The organism is Nostoc sp. (assembly GCF_036917415.1).
Lineage (GTDB): Bacteria > Cyanobacteriota > Cyanobacteriia > Cyanobacteriales > Nostocaceae > Nostoc.
The window spans coordinates 12,848-37,585 of record NZ_JBALDJ010000084.1 but is presented as its reverse complement, the minus strand read 5'-3'; the positions used below and the strand labels follow the sequence as shown (position 1 = coordinate 37,585).

General features: G+C 41.9%; 20 protein-coding genes. 11 read left to right on the top strand and 9 right to left on the bottom strand.

What is annotated here, in order from left to right; all coding sequences use genetic code 11:
- Window positions 1-22: 22 nt before the first annotated feature.
- The 3 genes from V7K41_RS17930 to V7K41_RS17920 form a co-directional block, all read right to left on the bottom strand.
- On the bottom strand, window positions 23-1,354 hold the full coding sequence (locus V7K41_RS17930) for a hypothetical protein (protein WP_334850259.1): 1,332 nt from the start codon (window positions 1,352-1,354) through the stop codon (window positions 23-25).
- Window positions 1,351-6,993: an eCIS core domain-containing protein gene (locus tag V7K41_RS17925; RefSeq protein ID WP_334850258.1), complete on the bottom strand. Its 5,643-nt coding sequence runs from the start codon at window positions 6,991-6,993 to the stop codon at window positions 1,351-1,353. The genes V7K41_RS17930 and V7K41_RS17925 overlap by 4 nt, the downstream gene beginning before the upstream one ends.
- A 267-nt stretch (window positions 6,994-7,260) precedes the next feature.
- Window positions 7,261-9,051, bottom strand: coding sequence for a calcium-binding protein (locus V7K41_RS17920; protein ID WP_334850256.1), 1,791 nt, complete (start codon window positions 9,049-9,051; stop codon window positions 7,261-7,263).
- A 1,248-nt stretch (window positions 9,052-10,299) separates the two neighbouring features.
- Between V7K41_RS17920 and V7K41_RS17915 the strand changes: the two genes are divergently transcribed.
- Both V7K41_RS17915 and V7K41_RS17910 read left to right on the top strand, forming a co-directional pair.
- The gene (locus V7K41_RS17915; protein ID WP_334850254.1) at window positions 10,300-10,716 is read left to right on the top strand and encodes a ribosomal maturation YjgA family protein; all 417 of its coding nucleotides are present in this window, start codon (window positions 10,300-10,302) and stop codon (window positions 10,714-10,716) included.
- Complete coding sequence (locus tag V7K41_RS17910) at window positions 10,694-10,921, top strand: DUF167 domain-containing protein (protein WP_334850252.1); 228 nt, start codon at window positions 10,694-10,696, stop codon at window positions 10,919-10,921. The genes V7K41_RS17915 and V7K41_RS17910 overlap by 23 nt, the downstream gene beginning before the upstream one ends.
- Window positions 10,922-11,043: 122 nt before the next feature.
- Here V7K41_RS17910 and V7K41_RS17905 read toward each other — a convergent pair whose 3' ends face one another.
- Entirely contained in the window at window positions 11,044-11,655 is a 612-nt protein-coding gene (locus V7K41_RS17905; protein WP_334850249.1) for a glutathione S-transferase family protein, read from the bottom strand.
- A gap of 199 nt (window positions 11,656-11,854) precedes the next feature.
- On the opposite strand from V7K41_RS17905, the gene V7K41_RS17900 reads away from it, so the two are divergent.
- The 4 genes from V7K41_RS17900 (at window position 11,855) to V7K41_RS17885 (ending at window position 14,050) form a co-directional block, all read left to right on the top strand.
- Complete coding sequence (locus tag V7K41_RS17900) at window positions 11,855-12,556, top strand: SOS response-associated peptidase (protein ID WP_334850248.1); 702 nt, start codon at window positions 11,855-11,857, stop codon at window positions 12,554-12,556.
- 150 nt (window positions 12,557-12,706) lie between these two features.
- Window positions 12,707-13,228 carry a photosystem I assembly protein Ycf3 gene (locus V7K41_RS17895; protein WP_334850246.1) on the top strand — a complete coding sequence of 174 codons (522 nt, stop codon included), beginning with the start codon at window positions 12,707-12,709 and terminating at the stop codon, window positions 13,226-13,228.
- Between the two features lie 83 nt (window positions 13,229-13,311).
- Window positions 13,312-13,602 (top strand): Asp-tRNA(Asn)/Glu-tRNA(Gln) amidotransferase subunit GatC, encoded by a 291-nt coding sequence (gene gatC, locus V7K41_RS17890; protein WP_334850244.1) that lies wholly within the window; start codon window positions 13,312-13,314, stop codon window positions 13,600-13,602.
- Window positions 13,603-13,789: 187 nt separating this feature from the next.
- Window positions 13,790-14,050: a MoaD/ThiS family protein gene (locus V7K41_RS17885; protein WP_292856935.1), complete on the top strand. Its 261-nt coding sequence runs from the start codon at window positions 13,790-13,792 to the stop codon at window positions 14,048-14,050.
- 41 nt (window positions 14,051-14,091) lie between these two features.
- On the opposite strand, the gene V7K41_RS17880 is transcribed toward V7K41_RS17885, so the two are convergent.
- The 4 genes from V7K41_RS17880 to V7K41_RS17865 all read right to left on the bottom strand — a co-directional run bounded on the left by V7K41_RS17880 (window position 14,092) and on the right by V7K41_RS17865 (window position 17,910).
- On the bottom strand, window positions 14,092-14,949 hold the full coding sequence (locus V7K41_RS17880; protein WP_334850243.1) for a lysophospholipid acyltransferase family protein: 858 nt from the start codon (window positions 14,947-14,949) through the stop codon (window positions 14,092-14,094).
- A gap of 270 nt (window positions 14,950-15,219) precedes the next feature.
- Window positions 15,220-15,702 (bottom strand): hypothetical protein, encoded by a 483-nt coding sequence (locus V7K41_RS17875; RefSeq protein WP_334850241.1) that lies wholly within the window; start codon window positions 15,700-15,702, stop codon window positions 15,220-15,222.
- Window positions 15,703-16,198: 496 nt separating this feature from the next.
- Window positions 16,199-17,635 (bottom strand): carotenoid oxygenase family protein, encoded by a 1,437-nt coding sequence (locus V7K41_RS17870; RefSeq protein WP_334850239.1) that lies wholly within the window; start codon window positions 17,633-17,635, stop codon window positions 16,199-16,201.
- Entirely contained in the window at window positions 17,608-17,910 is a 303-nt protein-coding gene (locus V7K41_RS17865) for a hypothetical protein (protein WP_334850237.1), read from the bottom strand. Before V7K41_RS17865 ends, V7K41_RS17870 begins: the two co-directional genes overlap by 28 nt.
- A 34-nt stretch (window positions 17,911-17,944) precedes the next feature.
- Here V7K41_RS17865 and V7K41_RS17860 point away from each other — a divergent pair, with 34 nt between their 5' ends.
- The 4 genes from V7K41_RS17860 to V7K41_RS17845 all read left to right on the top strand — a co-directional run bounded on the left by V7K41_RS17860 (window position 17,945) and on the right by V7K41_RS17845 (window position 22,610).
- Window positions 17,945-19,498, top strand: coding sequence for a YcjF family protein (locus V7K41_RS17860; protein ID WP_334850235.1), 1,554 nt, complete (start codon window positions 17,945-17,947; stop codon window positions 19,496-19,498).
- Between the two features lie 571 nt (window positions 19,499-20,069).
- The gene (locus V7K41_RS17855) at window positions 20,070-20,306 is read left to right on the top strand and encodes a hypothetical protein (RefSeq protein ID WP_334850233.1); all 237 of its coding nucleotides are present in this window, start codon (window positions 20,070-20,072) and stop codon (window positions 20,304-20,306) included.
- Complete coding sequence (locus V7K41_RS17850) at window positions 20,306-20,731, top strand: type II toxin-antitoxin system VapC family toxin (RefSeq protein WP_334850231.1); 426 nt, start codon at window positions 20,306-20,308, stop codon at window positions 20,729-20,731. Before V7K41_RS17855 ends, V7K41_RS17850 begins: the two co-directional genes overlap by 1 nt.
- 127 nt (window positions 20,732-20,858) lie before the next feature.
- Window positions 20,859-22,610 carry a protein kinase domain-containing protein gene (locus V7K41_RS17845; RefSeq protein ID WP_334850358.1) on the top strand — a complete coding sequence of 584 codons (1,752 nt, stop codon included), beginning with the start codon at window positions 20,859-20,861 and terminating at the stop codon, window positions 22,608-22,610.
- A gap of 65 nt (window positions 22,611-22,675) precedes the next feature.
- Here V7K41_RS17845 and V7K41_RS17840 read toward each other — a convergent pair whose 3' ends face one another.
- Window positions 22,676-23,416: an SDR family oxidoreductase gene (locus V7K41_RS17840; RefSeq protein WP_334850230.1), complete on the bottom strand. Its 741-nt coding sequence runs from the start codon at window positions 23,414-23,416 to the stop codon at window positions 22,676-22,678.
- A gap of 225 nt (window positions 23,417-23,641) precedes the next feature.
- Here V7K41_RS17840 and V7K41_RS17835 point away from each other — a divergent pair, with 225 nt between their 5' ends.
- Window positions 23,642-24,598 (top strand): aldo/keto reductase, encoded by a 957-nt coding sequence (locus V7K41_RS17835; RefSeq protein ID WP_334850228.1) that lies wholly within the window; start codon window positions 23,642-23,644, stop codon window positions 24,596-24,598.
- Window positions 24,599-24,738: the final 140 nt, after the last annotated feature.

The window sequence follows — 24,738 nt, the reverse complement described above, 5'->3', positions numbered from 1 at the left end:
ACGCTTTGACTCACAATTCACCTTACTTTCTTGCTCTAATAATCTCTTCATTCTCTAGCTGTATGGCACTGATATGGCTAAACATCTCAGCATAAGAATTAAAAACTACCCCAATTGCATGGGGTTCCAATTGAGTATCGTCATTTATGTTCTCCTGATCGTATTCATAGACGCGCTGGTCTTTGGGATCTCCAAGATTGATCGCCAATGTTGAGTACCCCGTTTCCAGCCATTCGCCGATGGGAAAAAGTTTATTGTAGTCCGTGACACCCTGTTGCTCAGTATTATTCACACCTCTTAAACCAATGTCATACCAGATTTCACTGAGGTTGTCTGAGTTAAGTGACCATTGATCAAAGCTATCAAACTGCACTCGCACGTATTGATTTGGCATTACATAAGCCACAGTTTGACGAATTTCCCGAAGCCATTTTGGCAGTTTAATTTTTTTGAGACTTTCTACACGGTCGAGAAATACAGCATCCTCTTTAAAAAAGACCAATGTTGGGAAGTGCTTAATAAAACGTAACAATGCCTTCTTCGAGGTTTGTGATAGTTTTGAGCCATTTACCCATGCCACTGCATCATCACTGTCTCCTAGCTTACGGTGACTCTGGAAAGGCGATGATGGATTCGATACAGCTAGTTCTGTCTCGCTGTTACGATCCTCAAACAACGATTCGAGAGTAAAATCAGAATCCTCTAGTGCCTCGCGCAGAATTATGGCATAAATTTCCAGATAATCGCACTCCGAGTTTTGCCTGTTACCGATGCCTGGTATTACAAGTAATGAGCGACTATCATCAATCCGACCAAAACAGGCTCGCAATTCCTTATCCCATAACTGACGGGTTAGCTCCCAGTCATCTTGACGTGAGAATTCTATAACAGGCGGTTTTTGCCACTTCTTAACGGGTGTTGTTAAAAGTTTAGGTCTCAATTCGTTATAGCTTTTGGCGTTCCAGGGATTACCTAATAAAGTGCCTCGCCGGAGATTCGGTAATCCCATCAGCGGACTTAGATCCTGAATAAAGGTGAAACTCAGATCAAGATTCTCAATCCCTCGAAGATTTACTAGAGATTGAATATTCTCTACCGTTGAGCAGGTAACTTTGAGGGTTCTCAGTTTCTCTAGGTCTGTTAAAATATCTAGATTCTCGACATCACACGCATGAATTTCCAGGTGGTGTAGGTTAGGGCAGTGCTGAAGCAATGATAAGTCGCTTGCACAACAAATCCTGAGTGGTACATTTAACTTTTGACACTCTTCTAAATCGAAAGGAGCCGGATGACTCAAAGCATTTTCCAAGGCTACTTTCAGTCCTAAATCATTGCTTGTCAAGGTTCTTTTCATTTTTTAACTTTGTATTTTTGCTTCAGTTCTTTATACTTAGCCTCTATCGTTTTGTAGCCTTGTTTCTGCTCATTTGCCAGTTCTGACAATTTATATTTTGTTCCTATTTTAGGGGAGCGGTAATATTTGTTGTGATATTGGTTTGCATCTGGAACTGTCATGCCATCCCAAACCCATGATTTAAAGACACCTTCAAGCTTATTGATACATCCTGGAATATTTTTATTCTTGTCAAATGTTTGTCGTAAGTCATTGTGAAAATCGGGTTGACCCTTAATTAAAGGGATCAATCCCCCAGTTAGTCTTTCCCCATACAACGCACCAGAGTGACCTTGCATAACCAACTTCGTTGGATGAATCGTATTATCCGTTTGTGCCTTGTTCGGTTCAAAGATAATATCTTTTGTATGACTTCTCAGATCATCTTGTAAATCGATCCAAGCTGACTGATTCTGCTCCGCAGCGCGATTAATCACATTCAAGCTATAGTTACAGGGAATCCATTCGTGTTTCTCGTTCTGACGAACCTCGCCACCCAAATATGTTACATTCTTGGCGTTCTCGTTACACATTTTATTGAGTTTAGCTAAGTCGATGCCGTTTACTGTGTCGCCATTGGCAATCTGCTTCATAAAGGACTTTATCCCCATTGCATCTGTGACTGCCTTAGTTAGGGCTGGATCTGGTCCTGGGACTGAAGTATCTTCTAAAAACTCAACACCATTCAGAGGAGCGACCATGACATAATTGCCTGAACTTCCTCCGCCAACAGGCTTGACTATATTCTTCTGCTTTCCTTTTTTGATGTCATTTCCAAGGTTTCTGGAGGCTTCGGAAATCCACTTCTGGTACTCTTTCTTATAATTTTTTTTCAGATGTTCAGTTATGTGATCTATATAGACCTGCTTGATAAATATGTCAGACGTTTTTGGAAAGATGTCCTTGCCGTTGCTATGGTATTTAAACTGGTTTTGATCTTTTGGTTGAAAGTTAAATTCCTTTTTGAATATATCTAAACGTTTCTCTGGTTGCTTTGGGAATGGTCTATCGTACGGGGTTGATTTTGATCGAGTTGTTCGCTCTCCATTGTCCTGGGGGTTGATTTTACCATGAATGTGAACAGTTTCCTCTTTAGCTGTCTCGTTATCTATGACGAGTTCAAGCGCGGTCATTTTATACTTAGTCTTAATGGTGGGTAGGTGTTCTTTAACCTGCTCAAAGGATATCTTTTCATTTTGTAATAACTTATCGGCTTCTGCTACACCCCGTTTAACGTCAGCTTCCTTCTGCTCCATCATGCGGTTGTCAGATTTGCCGTCTTTACCCTTTTTATGTTTCTTATCCCTACTTTTCTCGTTATCCTTGCCAAATCCAAGCTTATCCTTGACTTTATTGCCAAACTTGTCAAACTTATCCTTGACAGATTTTTTCTTACCGTCAACCCAATTATGAGCCGCTTCCTTCTTATCATTAACCCACTGCTGACCAACTTCCTTTTTATCCTCAGCCCACTGCTTACCGGCTTGATATTTATCCTTCGCCGAATCTTTCAGTTCTCCAGCCTTCTTACCAAACTTGCTATTCTTAACCTTGTTACCAACTTTCTTAAACGCCTTTGCACCTTTATCAATGACCCAATCAACTGCTTTTTCCATCGGTTTACGCAGCTTCTTGAATATTCCTTGAATCTTGCCAGCAATTCCATCTAAGCCCAAAAGACTTGCTAGGAAACTGATGACAACTGGTAAAGATTTAGCAAGGGCATTTTCAACACCCTTGATTGCTTGATCGATCGCACCACTAGCGATCGCACCAATCGCGTCTAAAACAGCATTAATTAAATCGGCAATCTGCTGGGCGCGTTCAATAAAGAATTTGATAATCTCATAAATCGCCTTGGCGGCTTTCACGAAGGCTGAAGCTGGGGTCAACAGGCTCAGAACCCATTCAATCCCGGCTGTAATCACTTTTTCAATGATAAAATTCTTGATGGGTTCAATCACCAAAGCGTTGAGGTCGCCAATCTGGTCTTGGACAAACTGCCACATCCCAGCCACACCCTGACTGGCTAAGACTTGAAATACATCAACAGTTTGTTCCAACCGACTGACCTTTTCTTCACCCAATCGTTTCACAGCTTGGGCGCGAATTGCTTCATAAGTGAAGCCCAAAAGCTGCATAGCTAGGCTAAAGATCCCTTTGAGGTCGAAGTTTTCTGGCATTTGAATACCAGTTTCTGCCATTGTGCCTGTCAGCCAGCCGATTAATCCTTGCTGGAGGTGCTTCCCGATATTATTCATGAAGTTGAGGAAGCCTTGCTTCACCGCCTGGATCAAATTAGTCAAGAAACCAATCGGGTTTTTGAGGATTTGCCCAACTACGCCAGCAACTCGTGCTAGCACTTCCAAGAGCATTTTGGTCAGTTCAATGATTGTCTTGATGACTCCCACGATGAAGTCGAAAGCTTTTTGAATAAAACCTTTATTTGCTGCCTTCATCTCTTCAATGCGGGCATCAACAGCTTCCAGGTTTTCTTTGTACTTCTGGGCTAGCGTGTCAATTAGCTCATCTTGCTTATCGTCAACACTTTGTTGCAATTCTTCAAATTTGCTGTCAATATCTGCGGCGGCTTGTTGACCAACTCCTTTTAAGTCTTGCGGCAGTTGGTTAACATAATTCTGAATCTCCTGCTTACCACTGGCAATTTCTGCTTTAGCTTGGGTCAGTCCTTTACTGATAATGGCGACAACTTTGTTAATTACACCATCCATCTGATTGATGTAAAGCTGCCGACCCTCTTGATAGAAAGCGTTCACCTCTGAAGGCATACCAAACAATTTGTCCCACACCCATTTTGCTGGGCCTAAAATGCCACTGTAGCGATCGCTCTTATATTTGTCCATCCGCTTGCCAACGTAATCCTCGAAGGCTTTCTTGGCCTCAGCAGCACCAGCATCAAAGGCTTGTATAACTTGCCCGTCTAGTTCGCTGAGGGTTTTTTCAACTTTGCCTTTGGTCTTGTCATAAATCTTATTAATATCACCAGCAACTTTTGCCCGTGCTTGCTCATCCTTGCCCTTGGCTCCCACCTGCTGTTCTGTTACCTGACCCAGGTTTTGGGTACGGATACCGTGCATTGTTTGTAAATGCTGCTGCGCTGTAGCTTCTGCCGTAGCTTGAGCGGTTGCTAGTATACCTTGCTCTTGCTGGCGATATTGTGGTGGCGCTTCTTGTGCATTAGTTTGAGCGTCTTTCTTGGCTGCAAGTGCCCCTTGAAACTCCGGTTCATTGGAGTTTGCCAATTGCTCCTCGGTAATATCCGCCTCTTTCATCTGCTGGTCAAGTTTTTTACTGTCATCTTGCAGTGGTGCCTCGACTTCACCTTGTCCCTTAGATTTGGGTGCAGCTTTGTCTGCATCAACGCCTGTTGGCGGTGTCCCTGGCTCATTCTTTGGCAGTGGTGTTACTTGTTTAGCCTCAATACCACTGGCATCGGGTTTTTCTTTAGTTTTCTCTTCTAGCTGACCCTGAGAACTTTTCTGTTCTTCTTTAACCTGGCCACTCAAATCGCCTTTAACAGAGTCCAGTTTGTTGTTATTTTTAAAGTTGTCTGCCTCTTCCAAGTTCTTGGGAGCCATATCAGCAATGCGCTGCATCAATTTGGCTTTGAAGGCAGCAGCATCAAATCCTGGTGTTGGGGCTTGTTGCATCTCCCCAACTTGATTGGCTTGCGCTTTGCTGTCTACTTCATTACCTGGGGGTTGAGCTGCCGCTTGGGCTTCTTGGGCTTTGCTATTGGCAGGTGGGTGTTTTTTCTTTTGTCCGGCAACCTCTTTTGTTGTGCCGACTACCGCTTGAAATGCTGGGTCATCTTCAGGGCAAGTGGGAGCCTTTTTAGCATCAACTGCTGCATCAGGTAATTTTACTGTTGTGTTGGCTACATTTGCTCCTGGTAATCCGGCGATCGCTTTCCCTGCGTTTCCTCCAGGTAAATCTGCGGCTCCCTTACCTACGTCTGCTCCTGGTAATCCTCCTTTGCTTTGAGCTTGCTGTTGAGAATCGACCTTTTCTGTATTAGCTTTGGTATCTTTTGACTCAGGCTCTTTTGCTTGATTTCCCCCAACCTCAACCTGTTTCTGAGTTATTGCTGCACCAACCTTTTTTGTTGGGGGTGGATCTGTTGCCGCGTTTCCACCATCATCTGGGGGTGTGGGGGTAGCTTGATGTTTTTCTGTTGTAGCCTGATTTTGTTGTTCGCCGTTTTCTTTATCAGTTTTGGATTCTACAGCTTCTAAATTTTTGTGGTTATCTTCATCACTTGGTTTTTGGAAATTCTCCCGCAGTTGGATAGCTAGCCCATGCGTCGCAGAGGTTGTCGGCACTTTTGTTTGGAGTTTATTTTCTTTTGGTGCTACATGAAGAGATTTTGGCTGTACTGCACTGCCATTTTGCTGGACAACGTGCGTCAACTCATGGGCCAGTAATTCCTTGCCTGCATTACTTCCAGGAGAATATTCGCCGTGACGGAAGAACACATCCTGCCCTGTGGTGAAAGCACGAGCTTGTATAGATTCATTTAAGCTATTAGATTGAGCATCAGTATGAACGCGGACACTAGCGAAATCAGCCCCAAATGCTTGCTCCATTGGTTGCTTGATATCATCTGCAAGCGGCTGCCCATTTCCACGTGCTTGTTGGATAGAAGTTTCTAGCTCAGATGTTGCTGCTGTTCTTCCTCCACCCTGACGCTGCACCAAAGGAGTAATAGAACCCGCCAGGGATTTCATTTGTAATTGGTCTTCTTCCTCTGGCAATCCCTCCCGTTGGATAGACTGCACAGGTTCGCTCACCCTCTGCATCACCAACTGGGCGACACTATCAGCTTCCTGCTCATAAATGTCTCCAGGCTGGTTAACTGTCAGTTTTGTTTGTGGACGCCGCAGTGATATTCGACTAATGTCATGTCCAAGTGGTTTGTTTGGGGATTTTACCTCATTCACTATCTGGGATGAAGTACCAAGCGACTTCATTTGCAATTCTTCCTCTGGTAGTTTCTCCCGTTGCAGCGAGGGAGTTTCTCCCAAAGATTTCATTTGTACTTCTTCTAGCAGTTCTTTGCGCTGAATACTGCCCTCTGGTTTCATTTGCAATTCATCTTCTTCATCAGGTAATTCTTCTCGCTGAAGTTGCTCGCTCTGTGGCTGATGAATTCTTTGCATCACCTGACGTGCTGTTTGGTCAGCTTCTTGCTCGTACCGATCTCCAGGCTCCCCAATCGTCAGTTTTGCCTGAATTGGTGTTGGTGTATCTGGTCTTCTGACTGGAATATTGGCAAAGTTATGACCAAATCGTGTTGCTTTTTCCAGTCGATAATTCAACGATCGATCCATCTTGGCTTGCAATACAGTCAGCCGTTCTTGTCCCTCTGGCGTAATCGTCCCATGTTTGGCTTGTAATTCCAATCCAGTTACTTCCATCTTTTCTTCTGCAAAAGCTTCATTCTCTACATCCGTTTGTGTCACGGGCGTAAAAGATGCTTTTTGAGTTTGGCCGCCAAACGGTCTATAGGCCAATTGAGAAGTTTGTTCTGATGCTTGGGAATTAGAAAAGCTGGATGAGGGACTTTTGAGGGATTTCATCGGTTTTATTGCAACTATTGACGATTCAATTTGTCTAGGTGATTAGTTTTGATTATCATTTACCCAAAATTGCAATTATCAAGATAATTTTAGAACGCTAATCAATTAGAAACAATTAAGATGTGTTGCTTCTGGAGATAAGTACTGGTTTGTAAATAGTCTCATGTCAGATAAAGGAGAACACGCTACCGTGTTCCCCTAGTCACGAGGAAAAGTATCCTTGAATCTGCTTTCTGATATTAGTACTTTCTTAACTTGACAATGTTTTTATGCAAAACTGACTCCTAGTGTATAAGAAAAATCAGGATTAGAACTGCTACCAGAGAAAGTTCCGCCATCTTCAGGCAAGAAAGCATATTTACTCACTGAAATGTAGTACGTACCTGCACCCAGGGAACTGGTAATTAATGACGAATTGCTACCGCTACTATCGTCGTTCGTTTGCAGTAAATTCCCAATCCCAGTATCGTCAAACAGTCCCAGAACTGTATCTCCTGATGTCACTGTCTTAATAGTGACAGTTCCTGGATTTGCTAAAGAAAATTTAAAAAAGTCGAAATCGGGATCGTCCCCCAGTTGAACTGTGGCAATCTGGGCTGAAAGATTAATGTTTGAGCCTGATGATAAGGAACCTAACCCTTCAGCAGTAGCCAGTGTGTTGTTTGTACCTTCTCCAGGATTTTCCCCCTCAAAGAAAAGGAAGTCATCACTATCAAGTCTGAAATTGTTTTTCCCCAGCGCAATACCGATGAACTCATCTGGTTCTGCTCCCGGTTTGTCTGAGAATATTCGTGTGTTGCTGCCAACAACTTGCAGGCGATAGTCCTGTAAAGATCCTTTGAGTTCAATTCGATCTTGGCTAGAGTCGAAGTCAGTAATAGTAGCGTAGTCCCCAAAGCCAGGATTTGCGCTGTTGTTATCGTCGTAAAAAATATTTACAGCGTCCCCCAGAATAAATCTATCTGCCCCAGTCCCGCCAGTTAAGGTATCAGTTTCTCCTAATCCGGGTGGAAGCGGACTACCAGGAAAAGTACCGATGAGGATATCGTTTCCAGATCCCCCATTGAGTATTTCATTACCCGGCCCGCCTTGTAGGCTATCATTACCGTCCTCACCATTGAGGATATCATCGCCATTATTACCGTCTAGCGTATCATCACCTACTCTTCCATTTAGAGTGTTATTAGAAGTATTACCAAAAAGAAAGTTGTTAAGACTGTTACCTGTCCCAGTAATGTTGCCACCTTCTCTCAGCCTCAGGTTCTCCAGATTGGCTCCTAGTGTGTAGCTAACAGAAGACCGGACGTTATCTATGCCTGAATTCGCAGCCTCTGTAATGGTATCAAGAGTAGTGTCAACGATGTAAGTATCATCACCTACCCCCCCATTCAAAGTGTCAATACCTAAACCGCCATCAAGCGTGTCATTGCCATTATTACCGGATAATCGGTTATTTTGGTTATCGCCAGCAATGCTGTCATTTCCATTTGTGCCGATGACATTATCAAAGTTGACTGCGGTAAATGACAATGTTCCCAAACCAGGAACCTTACTAGCAGCCAAACTTTGGGTTTGCAGGTTAACGGCGATAGATACCCCAGCCAAAGATTGGGATGCATCAATGGTGTTGTTGGCGACCTTAGCATTAGCAATAACCTTTTCTACTTTAAAGAGTTGGTCTTTTCCCAATCCCCCAGCTTTTTGAATGGTTCCAACACCTGACAAGGTAATAGCTTGACCTAATTGACTGTAATCTGCGGTATCAATGCCATCTCCACCATCAATGTTGTCGTTACCCTGACTGCCTTTGAAGGTGTCACTGCCTGTACCACCTTTTGAAGTGTCGTTTCCTGTGCCCCCATCAAGTGTATCATTGCCATCTCCACCGTTGAGAATGTCGTTCGCCGTCCCACCTGCAAGGGAATCGTTACCAGCCAAACCATTCAAGATATCGTTACCGGAGGTACTATTGGCATTACCACCACTAGCCCAGCCAACTATGGTATCATTTCCCGAACTCCCATTTATCGTGTCAGGATTTGTAGTACCGAAAGCCATATTATCTCTCCTAAATTTCTCACTAAATATGTAAGTTCAGCATCAATCAAAAAACTGTTTATCAGTTCAATGTAGATTACTTGTCATTTGCGTAATCTCATGTTAAAAACATTAACTATTTAGTTAGGAACTTCTCAAGAAAAAATATCCAATTACTTACTGTGGGCTGATCCGAAAAGCCAGCCCTTGGTTGCAAGCGAAACGCCTACTCTAAAAAATCAGATAATTTATTTCTTGACAATCCATTAATTTATTACGCAAATGATTGAGTAATTAGGTCAAATATTTTGGTTTTTTTCCAACTTGTTGAACCCATGCTGTAGTTATTTAATTATCATGAAGCACAAGGTTACATAAACTTCTTTACTAAATCTTCAAAATACTCAATAAATCCGATTCATAATACATTGATATATGTTTGTAAACCTTAAATTAAACACTTTTTAAAATCTATTGATTTATTTGGTTAATGTTGCCAGTTTTTTTTAGCTTGATGGGGTTTGTGATTAAGTTAGGTTTCGAGATTATTTCTTTTTGTTAAAGAACTATTATGTTTAATTACAAAAAACTATTTATGTATTAAAGAAATATTTTTTAAATAGATAAGTTAAATTGATATATATCTAGAATATTTTTATGCTTAATAACACTTTAGCTTTACATAAATTTTATATGCTTTTTTGGAAATTAGCGATCTCTGCGGTTTTTGCTAGTCTACGCATACCCCCAAAAACCATCTAAACAAATGTCAATGAAGAAAAGCCGATCTCAAACACATGTTTCAGATTGTGTACTAACAAAACTAATAGAAAAGTACTAATTTTTGATAAAAACTCATGCACCAAGCTGTGGGATGATAAATATGAATATTTAGTCATATATTGCTTCCTACAGATCGATACATCCCAAATCTGTATTTGGAGCAATAGCCTATGTAGGATTGAAAGGGGACTGAAGCCAAACCAGAGCGCGTAAATTGGGGACTCTTGAAAATTTGAATGGAGATTCAAACCTCAACCAAATCTTACTTACAGCAGTTTTCGTTTGGATGAAGTACAAAGTCACTAGTTTTGAGGCAGGAGGCAGGAGGCAGCTATGCTGGAGGCAGAAGAATAATTTAATTTTTGAGTCCTCGGTTTTGTACCTCACGCTTGTTGCAAACTGCTGTATATTTTCTTCCCTAGTACCCAGAGGAGACTTATAGTCGTTCCGCTGCTAAAATTTTGCATAGTCTCTAGTCTATAGAAAATGCTTCGATACCGTAACCAAACAATATTTATTATTATTTCTGCGCTCATCGTTGTACCGATAGGATTTTTGTTTAAGTATTATAATGGGCCTGCCCATCAATGGTTTAATGATTACGGAGCAGCTGTATTTTACGAAATATTTTGGTGTCTGTTCGCATTTTGGTTTTTCAGAAGTCGAGCAGCGGTAATCCAAATTCCTATATGGGTTTTTGTCATCACATGTATACTAGAATTCCTGCAACTTTGGCATCCACCACTATTAGAGCAAATTCGCGCCACCTTGATAGGTAAATTGTTACTTGGTACGACCTTTGTTTGGTGGGATTTTCCTCATTATGTATTGGGTTCTATTTTAGGCTGGTTGTGGCTGCGACAATTACACGGAATAGGTTATGCAAAAAAAAGTCAAGGTTAAACCTAATTCAAAACAGCAAAAAATTGAAGAACAACCTGATGGCAGTCTAACTGTTTATTTAAAATCGCCCCCAATTGATGGTAAGGCTAATGAAGAGTTAATTAAACTACTAGCAGATAAATTTGATCTACCCAAGTCTCATGTCAGAATTAAGTCAGGTTTCTCCTCTCGGCAAAAGCTGATGGAAATTAATACGAATACCTAACTGCTGCTTCATAATACCTTTTTTGAAGACTTTGCTGCCTTCTGAATGTGAGCTACATTCCACCCAGTACATTCTCTACTAGAGACAAGAAACGAGAGATAGAAACTTGCAAAATCTAATTTTTATGCCTCTGTAATACTGATATACCTTGGTTGAGTTTTGACTCTTTTTATCCAAGCTTGGATAGCAGGATATTGTATTAAATCAAACCCACCTTCATCAGCTACATGAGTATAAGCGAATAAGGCAATATCAGCAATCGTATAACGTTCTGCCACAAAAAAATCTTGAGAAGTTAAATGTTTATCCATCAAGTTAAGTGCTGCATAGCCTGGTTCGCGTTTTTGTTTGATAGCTTCACTATATTCTTCAGTTTTACCTAAAATAGAAATCCAAAATCTTGATGTAGCAATAAAAGGCTCATGGCTATATTGTTCAAAACATAACCATTGCAGTACCTGCGCTCGTAAAAAGCGGTCATAAGGTAAAAACTCTGTACCTTCACTCAGATAAACCAATATGGCATTTGATTCTGCCAAATATTTCCCTGGCTCGATTTCCAGAACAGGTATCTTACCGTTAGGATTTTTACTTAAAAATTCTGGTGTTCGAGTCTCGCCTTTCAAGATGTTAAGCTCTATCCTCTCAAAAGGCATACCTAGTTGTGTCAATAAAAGACGTATCTTATAACCATGACCAGAAGGTAAAAAATCGTACAGATGCAGTAGTGCCATGTTAAAATACAGTTAGGAATATGTTGAGAAGTGAAGGTTCAAAATACAATATTTTACCAAAAGATTTTCCCAAAACCGGATATTTTTTTTGTATTTGGTATTTGAACGTACTACAGAAAATTATTCGAGAAAATAAAAAAATATATTATTTATTTCTAGATTGAGATGTTTAATTTAGTTAGGGGTCGAAAAGAAAACTATGTGTGGAAGATTTACTTTAAACCAGTCAGCAGCAGGATTATCTAAAGTTTTCCAGGTTGAGTCAGTTCCCGATTTGGCAGCCGAATATAACATTGCGCCTACGCAAATGGTGGCGACAGTGTTACAAAATCCCGAAAGGGAAAAGCGGGAATTTAAGCAGTTGCATTGGGGATTAATTCCGTCATGGGCGAAAGATGCAGGAATGGGGGCAAAGCTGATTAATGCTAGGGCAGAAACTGTTGTCGAAAAACCTGCTTTTCGTTCGGCTTTTAAGCACAGACGCTGTTTAGTGCTAGCTGATGGCTTTTATGAGTGGCAACGCCAACAAGGTAAGAAGCAGCCATTTTATTTTCGTCTCCAAGATGGGCAACCCTTCGGTTTTGCAGGTTTGTGGGAGAAATGGCGTTCGCCTGCGAACGAAGAAATAATTTCTTGTACAATTTTGACAACGGCAGCTAACGAATTACTCCAACCCATCCACGAGCGGATGCCAGTGATTTTGGAGCCACAAGATTACGATTTATGGCTAGATCCCCAAGTACAAACGGCCCAAACCCTACAACAGCTATTGCGTCCCTATCCAGCGCCAGCAATGATTGCACATCCAGTTAGCACCTTGGTAAACAACTCTCGACATAATAGTTCAGAATGTATCGTACCCCTCAGTGAGAAGAATGCCCCCGCAAATCAGTTAAATTAGCTATTGAGTGAACTAGGGGATTGGGGAGATGAGGAAGCAGGGGGAGCAGGGGGAGCAGGGAAAAAAACTATAGATTATTGCCCAGTTCCCAGTCCCCAGTCCCCAGTTCCCAGTCCCCAATACCCCAATGCCTAATACCCAGAGACAAATATGCCAAGAACACAAAAAAACGATAATTTTATTGACAAATCCTTTACAGTGATGGCGGATATCATTCTGAAGATCCTGCCAACCAACAAAAAAGCTAAAGAAGCGTTTGTTTATTATCGAGATGGTATGTCGGCCCAAGCGGAAGGGGAATATGCTGAGGCATTGGAATACTATGAAGAAGCTCTAACACTAGAGGAAGATACCAACGATCGCGGCTATATTTTCTACAATATGGGGCTAATTTATGCCAGCAATGGCGACCACAGCAAAGCTTTAGAACTGTATCACCAGGGAATTGAGTTAAACCCACGTATGCCCCAAGCCTTGAACAACATCGCTGTGATTTATCACTACCAAGGTGAAAAAGAAAAAGAAGCTGGAGATAACGAGGCTGGCGAAGCACTTTTTGACCAAGCAGCAGACTATTGGATTCGCGCTATTCGCATGGCCCCCAATAACTACGTCGAAGCCCAAAATTGGCTGAAAACCACCGGGCGATCGCAAATTGACGTATTCTTTTAGTCATTAGTCATTAGTTCTTTGTCATTTGCTAAGAACTAATGACCAATGACCAATGACCAATGACCAATGACTAATGACAATTTATGATTGATCGAGAACAAGTTCACAAAGTAGCTAATCTTGCTCGTTTAGAATTGACTTCACAAGAGGAGGAACAATTCACTACCCAGTTGGGAAGTATTCTGGACTATATCGAACAATTGAATGAACTTGATGTCAGTAATGTGCTGCCAACAACACGCGCAATTGATGTCAGCAATATCACACGAGAGGATGAATTGCAACCCTATCCTGACCGGGAAAGTATTCTCAACAGTGCACCTGAACAGGAAGGCGAATTTTTCAAAGTACCAAAAATCCTCAATGCTGAATAGTCAAACAATTTGGGATTTTAGATTTGCAATTTTAGATTGACGATAGCGTAGCGTAAAGCCTTCTCTTATCACAAAGGGAGACGCTGCTATGCGTAGCTTGCTTTCACGAAGTGCTACGAGAGGCTTGTCTGCGACACTTGCAGGAGTAACTATTAAAACACTTGCTCGTACTGCCAAAGTATGTTATATGTCTAAATCTCTAATCACCGTTACCGTCAAATTGTTCGCTGCTTATCAAGAAGCCTTTAGGGTTTCGGAACTAGTGCTGGAATTTCCTAATAGTATGCCAGTCAAAGCAGTATGCGATCGCCTCATAGCTGAACACCCTGAACTCTCACAATGGCGAGATATAACCCGTTTTGGGATTAATTTGATCTTTGTCGAACCAGATACCCTACTACAAGATGGGGATGAGGTTGTGTTGATTCCACCAGTCAGCGGCGGCTAGGAAAGCAGTTAGGAGTTAGGAGTGACAAATTAAAGATTCATTCAAAGAGAATTGGTCTTAGCAGTTAGCTTTATTAAGTTATCTAACTCTTGCTGCATCTGACTAACAACTAATTCATAACATTCATTGACATAATAGCGATCGCTAGCTGCTTCAGGGCCGTAGCGTTCAAATACAATTGGCGGACAAACTCGCGTATATATGGGCACTGGTAATGGAATATTAGGCAATGGGCCAATTCCTAATCCCCAAGGCAGTCCGAGATAGATTGGAAAAACTTCTGGATCGATACCTAATAGCCAAGGCATTCCCCACTTGTGGAGTTGCTGCACAACTTTGTAGCAGTCAGCAATTATAATGAGTGTATCGTGAGCGCCCCAGGAAATCACAGGCACAATCGGCACATTTTCCCGTAACGCTAACTTGATAAATCCTTGTCGCCCTGCTAAGTAAATTTTGTTACGTAAATAATTCGGCCGGAAGATATCTTCGGCTCCACCGGGATAAACTAGCACACTCGCTCCAGAGCGTAAGGCAGTGTAAGCCATTTTTGGATGAGCGATGATTGCTCCAGCCTTAGCGACTAGTTGCGCTAGTGGCGTGCTAACTTGCCAAACCTTGGGATGCATCAAACCATAAACTGGTTTCTCTACACCAAATCTTCGGAACCAGTCGTACATCATCATTGCCATATCAGGGGCTGCGAGTCCACCATTGTGTGAACCAACAAATAAGACTTTTTGTTGGGGTGGAATATTCTCCCAGCCACTAGTTTGAACTTGGAAATAGTAGTGATACAAAAAGTCAAACAGTGGCATCAGAGATTCTATGAACTTTGGATCTCGCTCATCCAAAGACCAACCGGGTTTTTTGTTTAAGAAATGTTGCTTTTTTGACATCGATGCATTTTAACAGGATTGACAAAGTTTAAACAATCCCTTGTTTAGATATAACTCAATACGGTTGGGTTAAGACTAAAACTTTGTTATTAAAGTCAACGTAGACGCATAGGAGTTGATTTTCCTTAATTGCGATCGCTTAATCATTAGACATTTCTAGAAATTAAATATGCGTTATCCATAATTTTTGTAGAAACGTAGCACTGCTACGTCTCTACATTCTTTTTCACTCATATTTCTATTGCCACATAGCGATTAATTTGGTGATGTCTATCTAGTAGTTGCTGGTTTTGAACGCTGCTGCTGGTAAAAACCCACAACTTTTTGAAGATATGTAGCAGTAAATCCGCTGTTGCAGCCTGTATAGCTGCCAGTCATCCACCAACAACCGACGCCACGCACAGCAGCGGTTTCATTATTATTAGTGGCAAGAAATTGCTTGTTTAACTCACGGCGCGTGATGCAAGATACAACTTGGCGTGCCGTCGCCGGACTGTTTTCAAACTGCGTTGGTGTTAGTTCTTGTTTGAGACAATGTTTCGACCAGCCTTTTAAGGTTTCTGGTTTAACTTGCCATTCACTATAAAGTCCATCATTGGCGATGCCGGTCTGCGGTGCAGCTAGTCGCAGCGCCTCTACCATTGCCGCGACTTGGGCATCAGAAACCTGTTGTTGTGCTTGAGCTAACATTGATGACAGTCCGAAGCTGACAATCACTGTGCTAAGTAGTAATGCTATGGGGTTTCTCCTCATGATTTTGGACTTGTTTTTAGATACCAATATGTAGAATACTACGTTTTTACCATACTCAGTGCTGAGTAAGAAAATATGCATAAGTTCTAACTTAGTACAGCATCTCATAAATTTGTAGCGAATTAAATTTGGCAATATCTTAACAATGCCAATGTTTGCCGTTGCATTGTGAATGCATCTCTCTACAATGCCAATGTTTGCCGTTGCATTGTGAATGCATCTCTCTACAATGCCAATGCGTCGGTTGCATTGTGAATGCATCTCTCTACAATGCCAATGCGTCGGTTGCATTAAAAACGCTACGCTTTACGCAAAACTGTACTTTAGCAATTATCAAAGATTTCTCTTCAATCTGGAATTTTGAATTGTTATATCATGTCCGGTTAATTAGCTATGAGTACCACATCTGTGCAATAACCGGAAAACCTTCTTTCCCCCTGCTCCCTGTTCCCTGCCCCCTGCGGTCTTCATGATAAGTCTTTAAGCGGACATGATATTATGCTGGGTTCCAAGTGCCGTGGAAGCTGTGGGGAATGACGCTAGGTAATCCTAATTTGCAAACAGGTTCTGCATCCAGGCGATCGCTATCAAATACCCAAACTTCACTACTATGAGAATTACCATCGTATACAACGGTTAACACCCAGCCTTGCTCAGGGTTTTGGGCATCTTGAGCGTGGATGGGTTCTGAAGGATAGCGGTTTTCTCCTAAATCTGCTTCCGTGAGGGTTTCAGTTTTGTAGTCGAAGCGGGCGATCGCACCGAACCATTCTTTGTCTGTATCCCCTCTTTGGGGCATTAATGATACATAAGTATAGCGCCAAGGTTGCCCAACTTGCGAACGCTGCACTATAGGAAATTCACACTTGCGATTGACAACTTCCTGTATTGCCGTCACTTTCCCAGTTTGCGGATTGAGGCGAACTTGCCACAATGTTCCTCTAGGAACTGTGTGCGTCTCACCACTTGCAAATTCTCTAAGATACTCATTAGTTTGGTGAAAATCTGAATATCGCACCATATCCAGAATCACGGAACCGTCTCCATCTTCATAACCATTGCCAAAATGCCAATTAAACCAAGGATCGGTTTCGCCACGACTAACTAAAGATAAGTTTTCTCGGTCGAAGATTAACACCTGGGTTCCTAATTGAGGTTCCCACAATAGGGATTCACTAAATGTAGTCACACCTAGCAAAAGTGACAGCATTTTCATCCGCATCGGTGGCATAAAAAACACCAGATACCTTTGGGTTAAAACAAAATCATGCATTATCGAGTAGCGATCTAGCTTAAAAGCAGTTTTTTGGATAATTTTGCCAGTGCGATCGCTTTTGTAGAGATTCAGTTGTACAGAACTGCCGATACTGATTCCAAAGTTAAAAATCTCGCCTGTTTGTGAATCACGCTTGTAATGAGCAGAATAAGGTAATCCGTTATCCAAAGCACCTAAATCATCCAATCCCTTCGTTTCTAAAGTTTGTAAATCAAGGGCATAAGGATTGGTTGCTTCCCATAAAGCCAACAATTTATCAGGTAAAGCCAACACTGAAGTATTCGCTGCATTCTTGATTTGTTGACCCCAGCGTTTCCAGATGGGGCCTGGCGGATGCATCCCATAGACACCATAAAGAAACCTATCCACTTGAGTTTCAGCTAGATATTCTGCTGTTTGCACATAGCGATAGACTCCGGTAGCACCTGCATCTGTGAAATGGACACCGAGAATTGCCCCATCTCCATCAAACCAGTGTCCCACGTGTTGGCCACCGCGTTCTAGCCGTGCGGGGCCATTGCGGTAAAGTGTGCCACGCAAGCCATCTGGAATCTTGCCAGAAATAATTGATAGCTGAGTCAGGGGAAATTCTTTTGCTGGTTCTGCGATCGCACCAGCCCAGGACTTATTTATTGACTTTTTAGTAATAGTCTGCATACTAAAACTTTTGGAAATATTGATAATGTAGACAATTGCATTTTTATATTGTTGCAATTTTTTAAAGATACAAAAAATGGAGTGAGCATTGTTGGTTTATCAAGAAAGCCTGTTTTCCTCCTGCCCCCTGCCTCCTGCCCCCTGCCCCCTGCCTCCTGCCTCCTGCCTCCTGCCTCCTGCCTCCTGCCCCCTGCCCCCTGCCCCCTGCCCCCTGCCTCCTGCCTCCTTCTCACTACTCTGGTAAAAAATATTGAAACTATTAAGATTAGAAGCATCTGCCTACTGAATACTTACTAAACTTTCCCACCCATGCCTCTGTCACGCATAGTAACGCTGATTGTCGGTCTAATTGTAATTTTGGGGCTAGTCCTATGGCTAATTGATTCCCTATCACGCCTCTATTGGCAATTGTCCTATTCGCCGTTGCTAGGCAATTTGTTGCTGTTATTGCTGATTGTCCTGATTGGAGCTTTGGTTGCCGCTTTTGTCTATTATGTATTGGTGATTCAGTCAGGGGAAAAGCGATCGCGTCGCAACCCGAAACGAGTGACTGCGGCACAAATTCCGGCTGCTAAATCTGACGCTGCTTCTACAACTCTACAGGCTGTGCGGCAACAGGTAGCGCAAATTCAAGATGAAGTAACCCGCCAAGCTTTATTAAGTCGATCGCGAGAGATTGAAGCCAACCTAGCACGGGGCGAAATTCAAGTAGTGGTATTTGGTACGGGGAGTGCTGGCAAAACTTCCCTGGTTAATGCGATTATGGGGCGTATGGTCGGTCAGGTGGATGCACCAATGGGTACAACTCAGGTTGGGGAAACCTATTGTCTGCGGTTGAAGGGATTAGAACGCAAGATTTTAATTACAGATACGCCAGGGATTTTAGAAGCAGGGGTGGCGGGAACGGAACGGGAACAAATGGCGCGAGAACTGGCAACAGAAGCAGATTTACTGTTGTTTGTAGTGGATAATGATTTACGCCGCTCAGAATATGAGCCGCTGCGGGGGTTGGCAGAAATTGGGAAGCGATCGCTCCTAGTTCTCAACAAAACTGATTTATATACAGATGAAGATAAAGAATCCATCCTCGCGAGATTGCGTCAACGGGTACGGGGATTTATTGCTACTAATGATGTAGTGGCGATCGCTGCTAATCCCCAATCTGCACAACTAGAAACTGGCGAAACCTACCAGCCAGAACCGGATATTGTTCCCTTGTTGCGGCGCACGGCTACCGTTTTACGCGCCGAAGGTGAGGATTTAGTAGCAGATAATATTCTTTTGCAATCTCTGCGATTGGGAGACGAGGCGCGAAAACTCATTGATGGCCAGCGTCGCCGTCAAGCTGACAAAATCGTAGAACGGTTTCAATGGATTGGTGCTGGTGTGGTATCAGTTACGCCTATACCAATGGTAGATTTATTAGCGACAGCCGCTGTCAACGCTCAAATGGTTGTAGAAATTGGCAGAGTATATGGCTGTGAATTGAATATGGAACGGGGACGAGAATTAGCTCTTTCTTTAGCGAAAACCATCGCTAGTTTGGGCATTGTCAAAGGAGCAATTCAATTATTATCTACAGCGTTGCAACTCAACGTTGCTACCTTTCTGGTTGGTAGGGCAATTCAGGGCGTGACAGCAGCTTATTTAACGCGAATTGCCGGTAAAAGTTTTATTGAATATTTTCGTCATGACCAAGATTGGGGTGATGGTGGAATGACGGAAGTTGTGCAGAAACAGTTTCAAATTAATCGCCGAGATGAATTTATTAAAGCTTTTATTCAAGAAGCGATCGCGCGAGTGGTGAAGCCGTTACAAGATAAAGCTGAAATAGTTGAACACGATGAAGAAGTCAATAGTTAAACAATTAAAAAATAAATATAGCAATCTGATTTGATTTTTGAAAAAATCTAAGTATATCTAGGGTGTGTTATCGCGCAGCGTAACGCACTTAAAAGCCGAGGTATTGCGTTAGCTTTTGGCTAACGCAACGCCAGTTGCTACAACGGATAGCGTAGCCTTAGCGAGTCATATCATGTCCGGTTAATTAGTTATAATTCCCGTAATCTATGCAGAAATCGGAAAACCCTCTTTCCCCCTGCTCCCTGCCCCCTGCGGTCTTAATGATAAGTCTTTCACCGGACACGATATCATTGAGGTCGGGAACCTCAGCAACTGGCTCCCCTACGACGTATATTTTAAAAATTAAATATAGGAATCATATTTGATTATTGAAAAAATATAAGTACCTGTAGGGTGTGTTAGACGGAACGTCGTAACGCACCATAAGCTTGGGATGATGCGTTACGCTACGCTAACGCACCCTACGTATATTTCAAAAATCAAATACTAGTCCTATATTATTCCTATATGCTTACTGTTATTAGGCTTTTAACTGTGCTAGCCTATTGACAAAAGTCAAGGTAAAAGAACAATGGATCAAACAGTAACTATTGAAGATGCATTAGAATTAATAAAACAGCTTTCGTTGATAGATAAAATACGTTTAATCGAACGAATTGCACCCCAAATTGAACACGAGTTAACAAATACTCAATCTAAACCACGAAAGTCGTTGCGAGGATTGTGGCGAGGTAGTAATGTTTCTGAATCGGATATTAACCAGATGCGGCAACAAGTTTGGAGAAACTTTTCGGATGAGGATATTTAATGTCTGATTTGGTAACAGATACTCATGCACTAATTTGGTATTTAGAGGATAGCCCTAACCTTAGTGTTGCTGCCAACGAAGCATTTGACAAATGCGATCGAGGTGAAATTACAATCTATATACCAACAATTTGCTTAGTCGAAATAGTTTATTTGCAGGAAAGAAGACGAATATCAGCAGATATGAAATATCAGCTAGATATTGCATTAGCTAGTGAAAGTAGTGGATTAGCTTTAGTTAACTTAACAGGTTTCTGTACAGTTACTCTTATCCAATTCTCTGTGAAGCTGCACATTATTTTGACCCCTCCCAACGTCCTCTTAGTAAGGGGACATACCGCAGGAGGTGGGGTTATTTCTATACGTCTTGGAAATAGTATTAGAAAGATTAAGAAATTTAATAAAATATTATCTTTTATTGCGTAAAAATACTTAACAAATTAGACTTGCATTCAAGGTATCAAAACTCTGGTTATTTATTTCTAAAGCATTCCGGAAACAGCAGGGAATGTCAGAAAAACTAAATAATAAGGACTTACTGAGTAACCAGGTCATGACCTACCACATAATCGGTAAATTACTACAAGGGCGTTACCAAGTTGTCCAAAGCCTCGGTGCAGGGGTGTTTGGACAAACATACATTGCTGTAGACGTAGATTATCCAGAGAATCCCAGATGCGTTATTAAGCAGATTAAAGTTAGCAGTTCCGAATCCGGCTACTTGGAGATGCTGAGGTTACTGTTTCTGAGTGAAACTCAAACCCTGAAGCTTCTGGGAAGTCATGACCAAATTCCTGAATTTATCGCCTGCTTTGAAGAAGACGAGCGATTTTATTTAGTGCAAGAGTGCATTGAAGGACATGCGCTGACTGCGGAATTGCCCATCAATCAACAATGGGGCTGTCTGTGGAGTGAAAGCGAAGTTGTAGAATTTTTGATAGATGTCTTAGGTATTCTAGAATTTGTTCACTCTCAAGGTGTGATCCATTGCGATATCAAACCGGAAAACTTGATCAGACGTACTGTTGATAACAAGTTAGTTATGATTGACTTTGGCTCAATCCAGTCGATCGATTTTGGCATAGGTGCGGAATTACCCATTTATAGAATTCCCGTTACTTCATTGGGATACATACCGCCAGAGCAATTTATTGGTCAAACACAGCCCAATAGTGATATTTATGCTTTGGGTATGATTGCTATCCAGGCTTTAACAGGGCTAGAACCACTACAATTAAAAACCGATCCTTCTACTAATGAAATTTTTTGGCGTTCTCAAAACACGCCAGTTAACGATTATCTAGCTGCTGTTCTCAGCCAAATGATCCGCTATAATTACCAAGACCGCTTTCAGTCTGCGGGTGAAGTGCTGCGGGTACTCAAACAAATAATCTGGGAACCTCAGCCATCAGAAACATTAAAGGAAGATTCTCAATTTACCCTTGAAGTAGCGAAAAATCCTGCGTCTGGAAAATCATCTCCATTATTAACGGGAATGAAAGTAGGATTGGCAGCTAATTCTTTAGTAATGGGATTTGGTGTATATTCTTTAGTTAATACTGCACCTGCATACTCAGAAACAGATACATTATATAAAGCAACAAAAGAATATCAAGCAGGAGATTTGGAAGAAGCGATCGCACTCGCTAAATCAATTCCTTCTCACAGCAATGTTTATCCAGAAGCGCAAGCTACAGTTGAAGAATGGCAAGAGCAATGGCAAGTAGCTGCACAACAATACGAAATCGCACAAACAGCTTTTAAAGAGAGCAGATGGTCAGATGTTCTTCATACTGCTGCTAAAGTTCCAAAGATTTTTTATTGGCAATCTAAAATAGATAAAATAGTTCAGCAAGCATCGGTCAACATTGAAATACAGACGCAAGATTTATTAGCAAAAGCTTACGAAAAAGCTGCTGAAAAAGATTTTTCTGCCGCCTTACAATATCTGCGTCAAATTCCTCAAGAAAGTCATGCAGGTGCTTTAGTTCAAGACAAGTTAGCTGAATACAATCGAAAGCGGCAGATCAGAGCAGCTTACTTTTTACAGAAAGCCTATAAAAAAGCATCTATTGGTGATTTCGATCGAGCTGTAAAATTTCTCAGAAATGTTCCCCAAGATACTCTAGTTTATGCTCAAGCTCAAGTCAAATTGAATGAATATACTCAAAAACAACGTGTACTGGCCGACAATCAAAGGATAGCTTCTGCAAAAAGAACAAATTTATTTGTCCCGAAAAAGTCAGTTACTAAGATTGAATCTCTTCAAGAAGTAAATTACTTGCAAGAGGTTAATATCCGGTAGCTTTAGTAATTCGTAATGAAGCTCTCTACGAGATGCTGCATTAGCTTGCGATCTGCCTTCTACTTTTACCAAGGAACCACACCATTTTCATCAAAAAAACCTCCGCTAAAACCATCATCAGGTAGAGTAGCAAGTCTTACTGCTGCGATCGCACCCTGCTCAACAGTGCGATACCCTTGGTATTGATTAATGTCAGTTGCTGTAAAACCAGGGTCAACAGCATTGATTTTAATCGGGGTATCTTTAAGTTCGGCAGCCAATAAAACTGTGATTGCATTCACTGCTGTCTTTGATGAGTTATAAGCAAGAAGTTTAAAATCAGCGAATTCATAATTTGGATCGGAGTTCTGAGTTAAAGAACCTAAACCACTTGATAAATTCACTATTCGCCCTACTTTTGATTTATTTAAAAGTGGCAACAACGCTTTTGTAACTGCAAACACTCCAAATACATTCGTTTCATAAGTATGTCGTAGCGTTTCAATATCAACTTGACTAGGTGGAAGGCGATCGCCATCACTTAGTATTCCAGCATTGTTCACAAGGATATCAAGTTTTCCGAATTCGCTCTCGATTTGTTCACGCGCAGAATCGATTGTTTTTTGGTCAATCACATCAAGTTGAATTGTTCGGGCATCGATCTCGCTCAAACGAAGTTTATTCGCCGCTTCTTCACCACGTCCTATATCTCTTGAAGCAACAAGAACAGTAGCACCTTTAGAACCTAATTGGCGGGCAATCTCATACCCAATACCTTTGTTTGCACCTGTGATCAGCGCAACTTTGCCTTTTAAATCTTCTGACATATTACTTCTCTATTTTGATCGGCACTGGCAACTGTTACTATCTTTGAGCAAGTTTAGTATACAAGTAGTGTGTATCAACACAATATTTAAGATTTAGTAATCCTACACAAGTAGCGATCGCCTGTCATATTTGCACTAGTAGTAATTCATACTTCAGATAGCTGTTGAGAGAATATTTGCAGCTTAAAGTAGCAGTTGACTCAAAAATTCTTGCAGAAGGTAGATATGCAAACCAAACAGCTGGGTAATTCAGAGCTTAACATTACCCCAATCGGCTTTGGTGCCTGGGCGATTGGTGGAGGTGGGTGGGCTTTTGGTTGGGGAGAGCAAGATGACCAAGAATCGATCGCAGCGATCGATCGCGCTCTTGACCTCGGCGTTAATTGGATTGACACCGCAGCTATTTATGGTCTGGGCCATTCTGAAGAGGTTGTTGCTAAGGCACTCAAAGGTCGATCTAGTCGCCCCTACATTTTCACTAAATGCTCAATGATCTGGGATGAAAAGGGCGAAATTGGTCGCAGCCTGAAGGCGGATTCTGTGCGGCGAGAGGTTGAAGCCAGTCTGCGCCGGCTCGACATTGAAACCATTGACCTCTACCAGATCCATTGGCCCAATCCTGACTCAGACATAGAAGAAGGCTGGACAACTCTGGCCAAGCTCAAGGATGAGGGGAAAGTTCGCTATATCGGAGTTTCAAATTTCAATGTCGAACAGTTGAAACGTATCCAGGAGATTGCACCAGTAACGTCATTGCAACCGCCTTATTCACTGGTGAAGCGTGATGTCGAAAAAGAAATTCTGCCTTTTGCTAAAGAAAATAATATAGGTGTGATTGTATATTCACCTATGCAATCTGGCTTGCTTACAGGCGCGATTACACCTGAGCGGGTTGCTAATTTCCCAGAGGATGATTGGCGCAAAAACAATAGTGAATTTCAAGAGCCACGTCTATCTCGTAACCTAAAGCTAGTCGAGGTGTTACAACACATTGGTCAACAACACGATCGCTCATCAGGTGAGGTTGCGATCGCTTGGACTTTAAATAATCCGGCGGTGACTGCGGCGATCGTTGGCGGACGCAATCCCAAGCAGGTGGAAGGAATCATTGGTGCTGGAGACTTTCGCCTCAATCAGCAGGAACTAAATGATATTGATACTTTCCTGCGCCAGAATCCATAAAATCTCTGCTGGAAAACCTCACAAACCCCACGGCTTTAGCCGGGGGCTTATTCATACTTTTATTCAGCAACCGCTAAAAGTTGTTTCATATCAAGTCCGGTTAATCACTTATGATTATCGGCTCTGTGCAAAAATCGGAA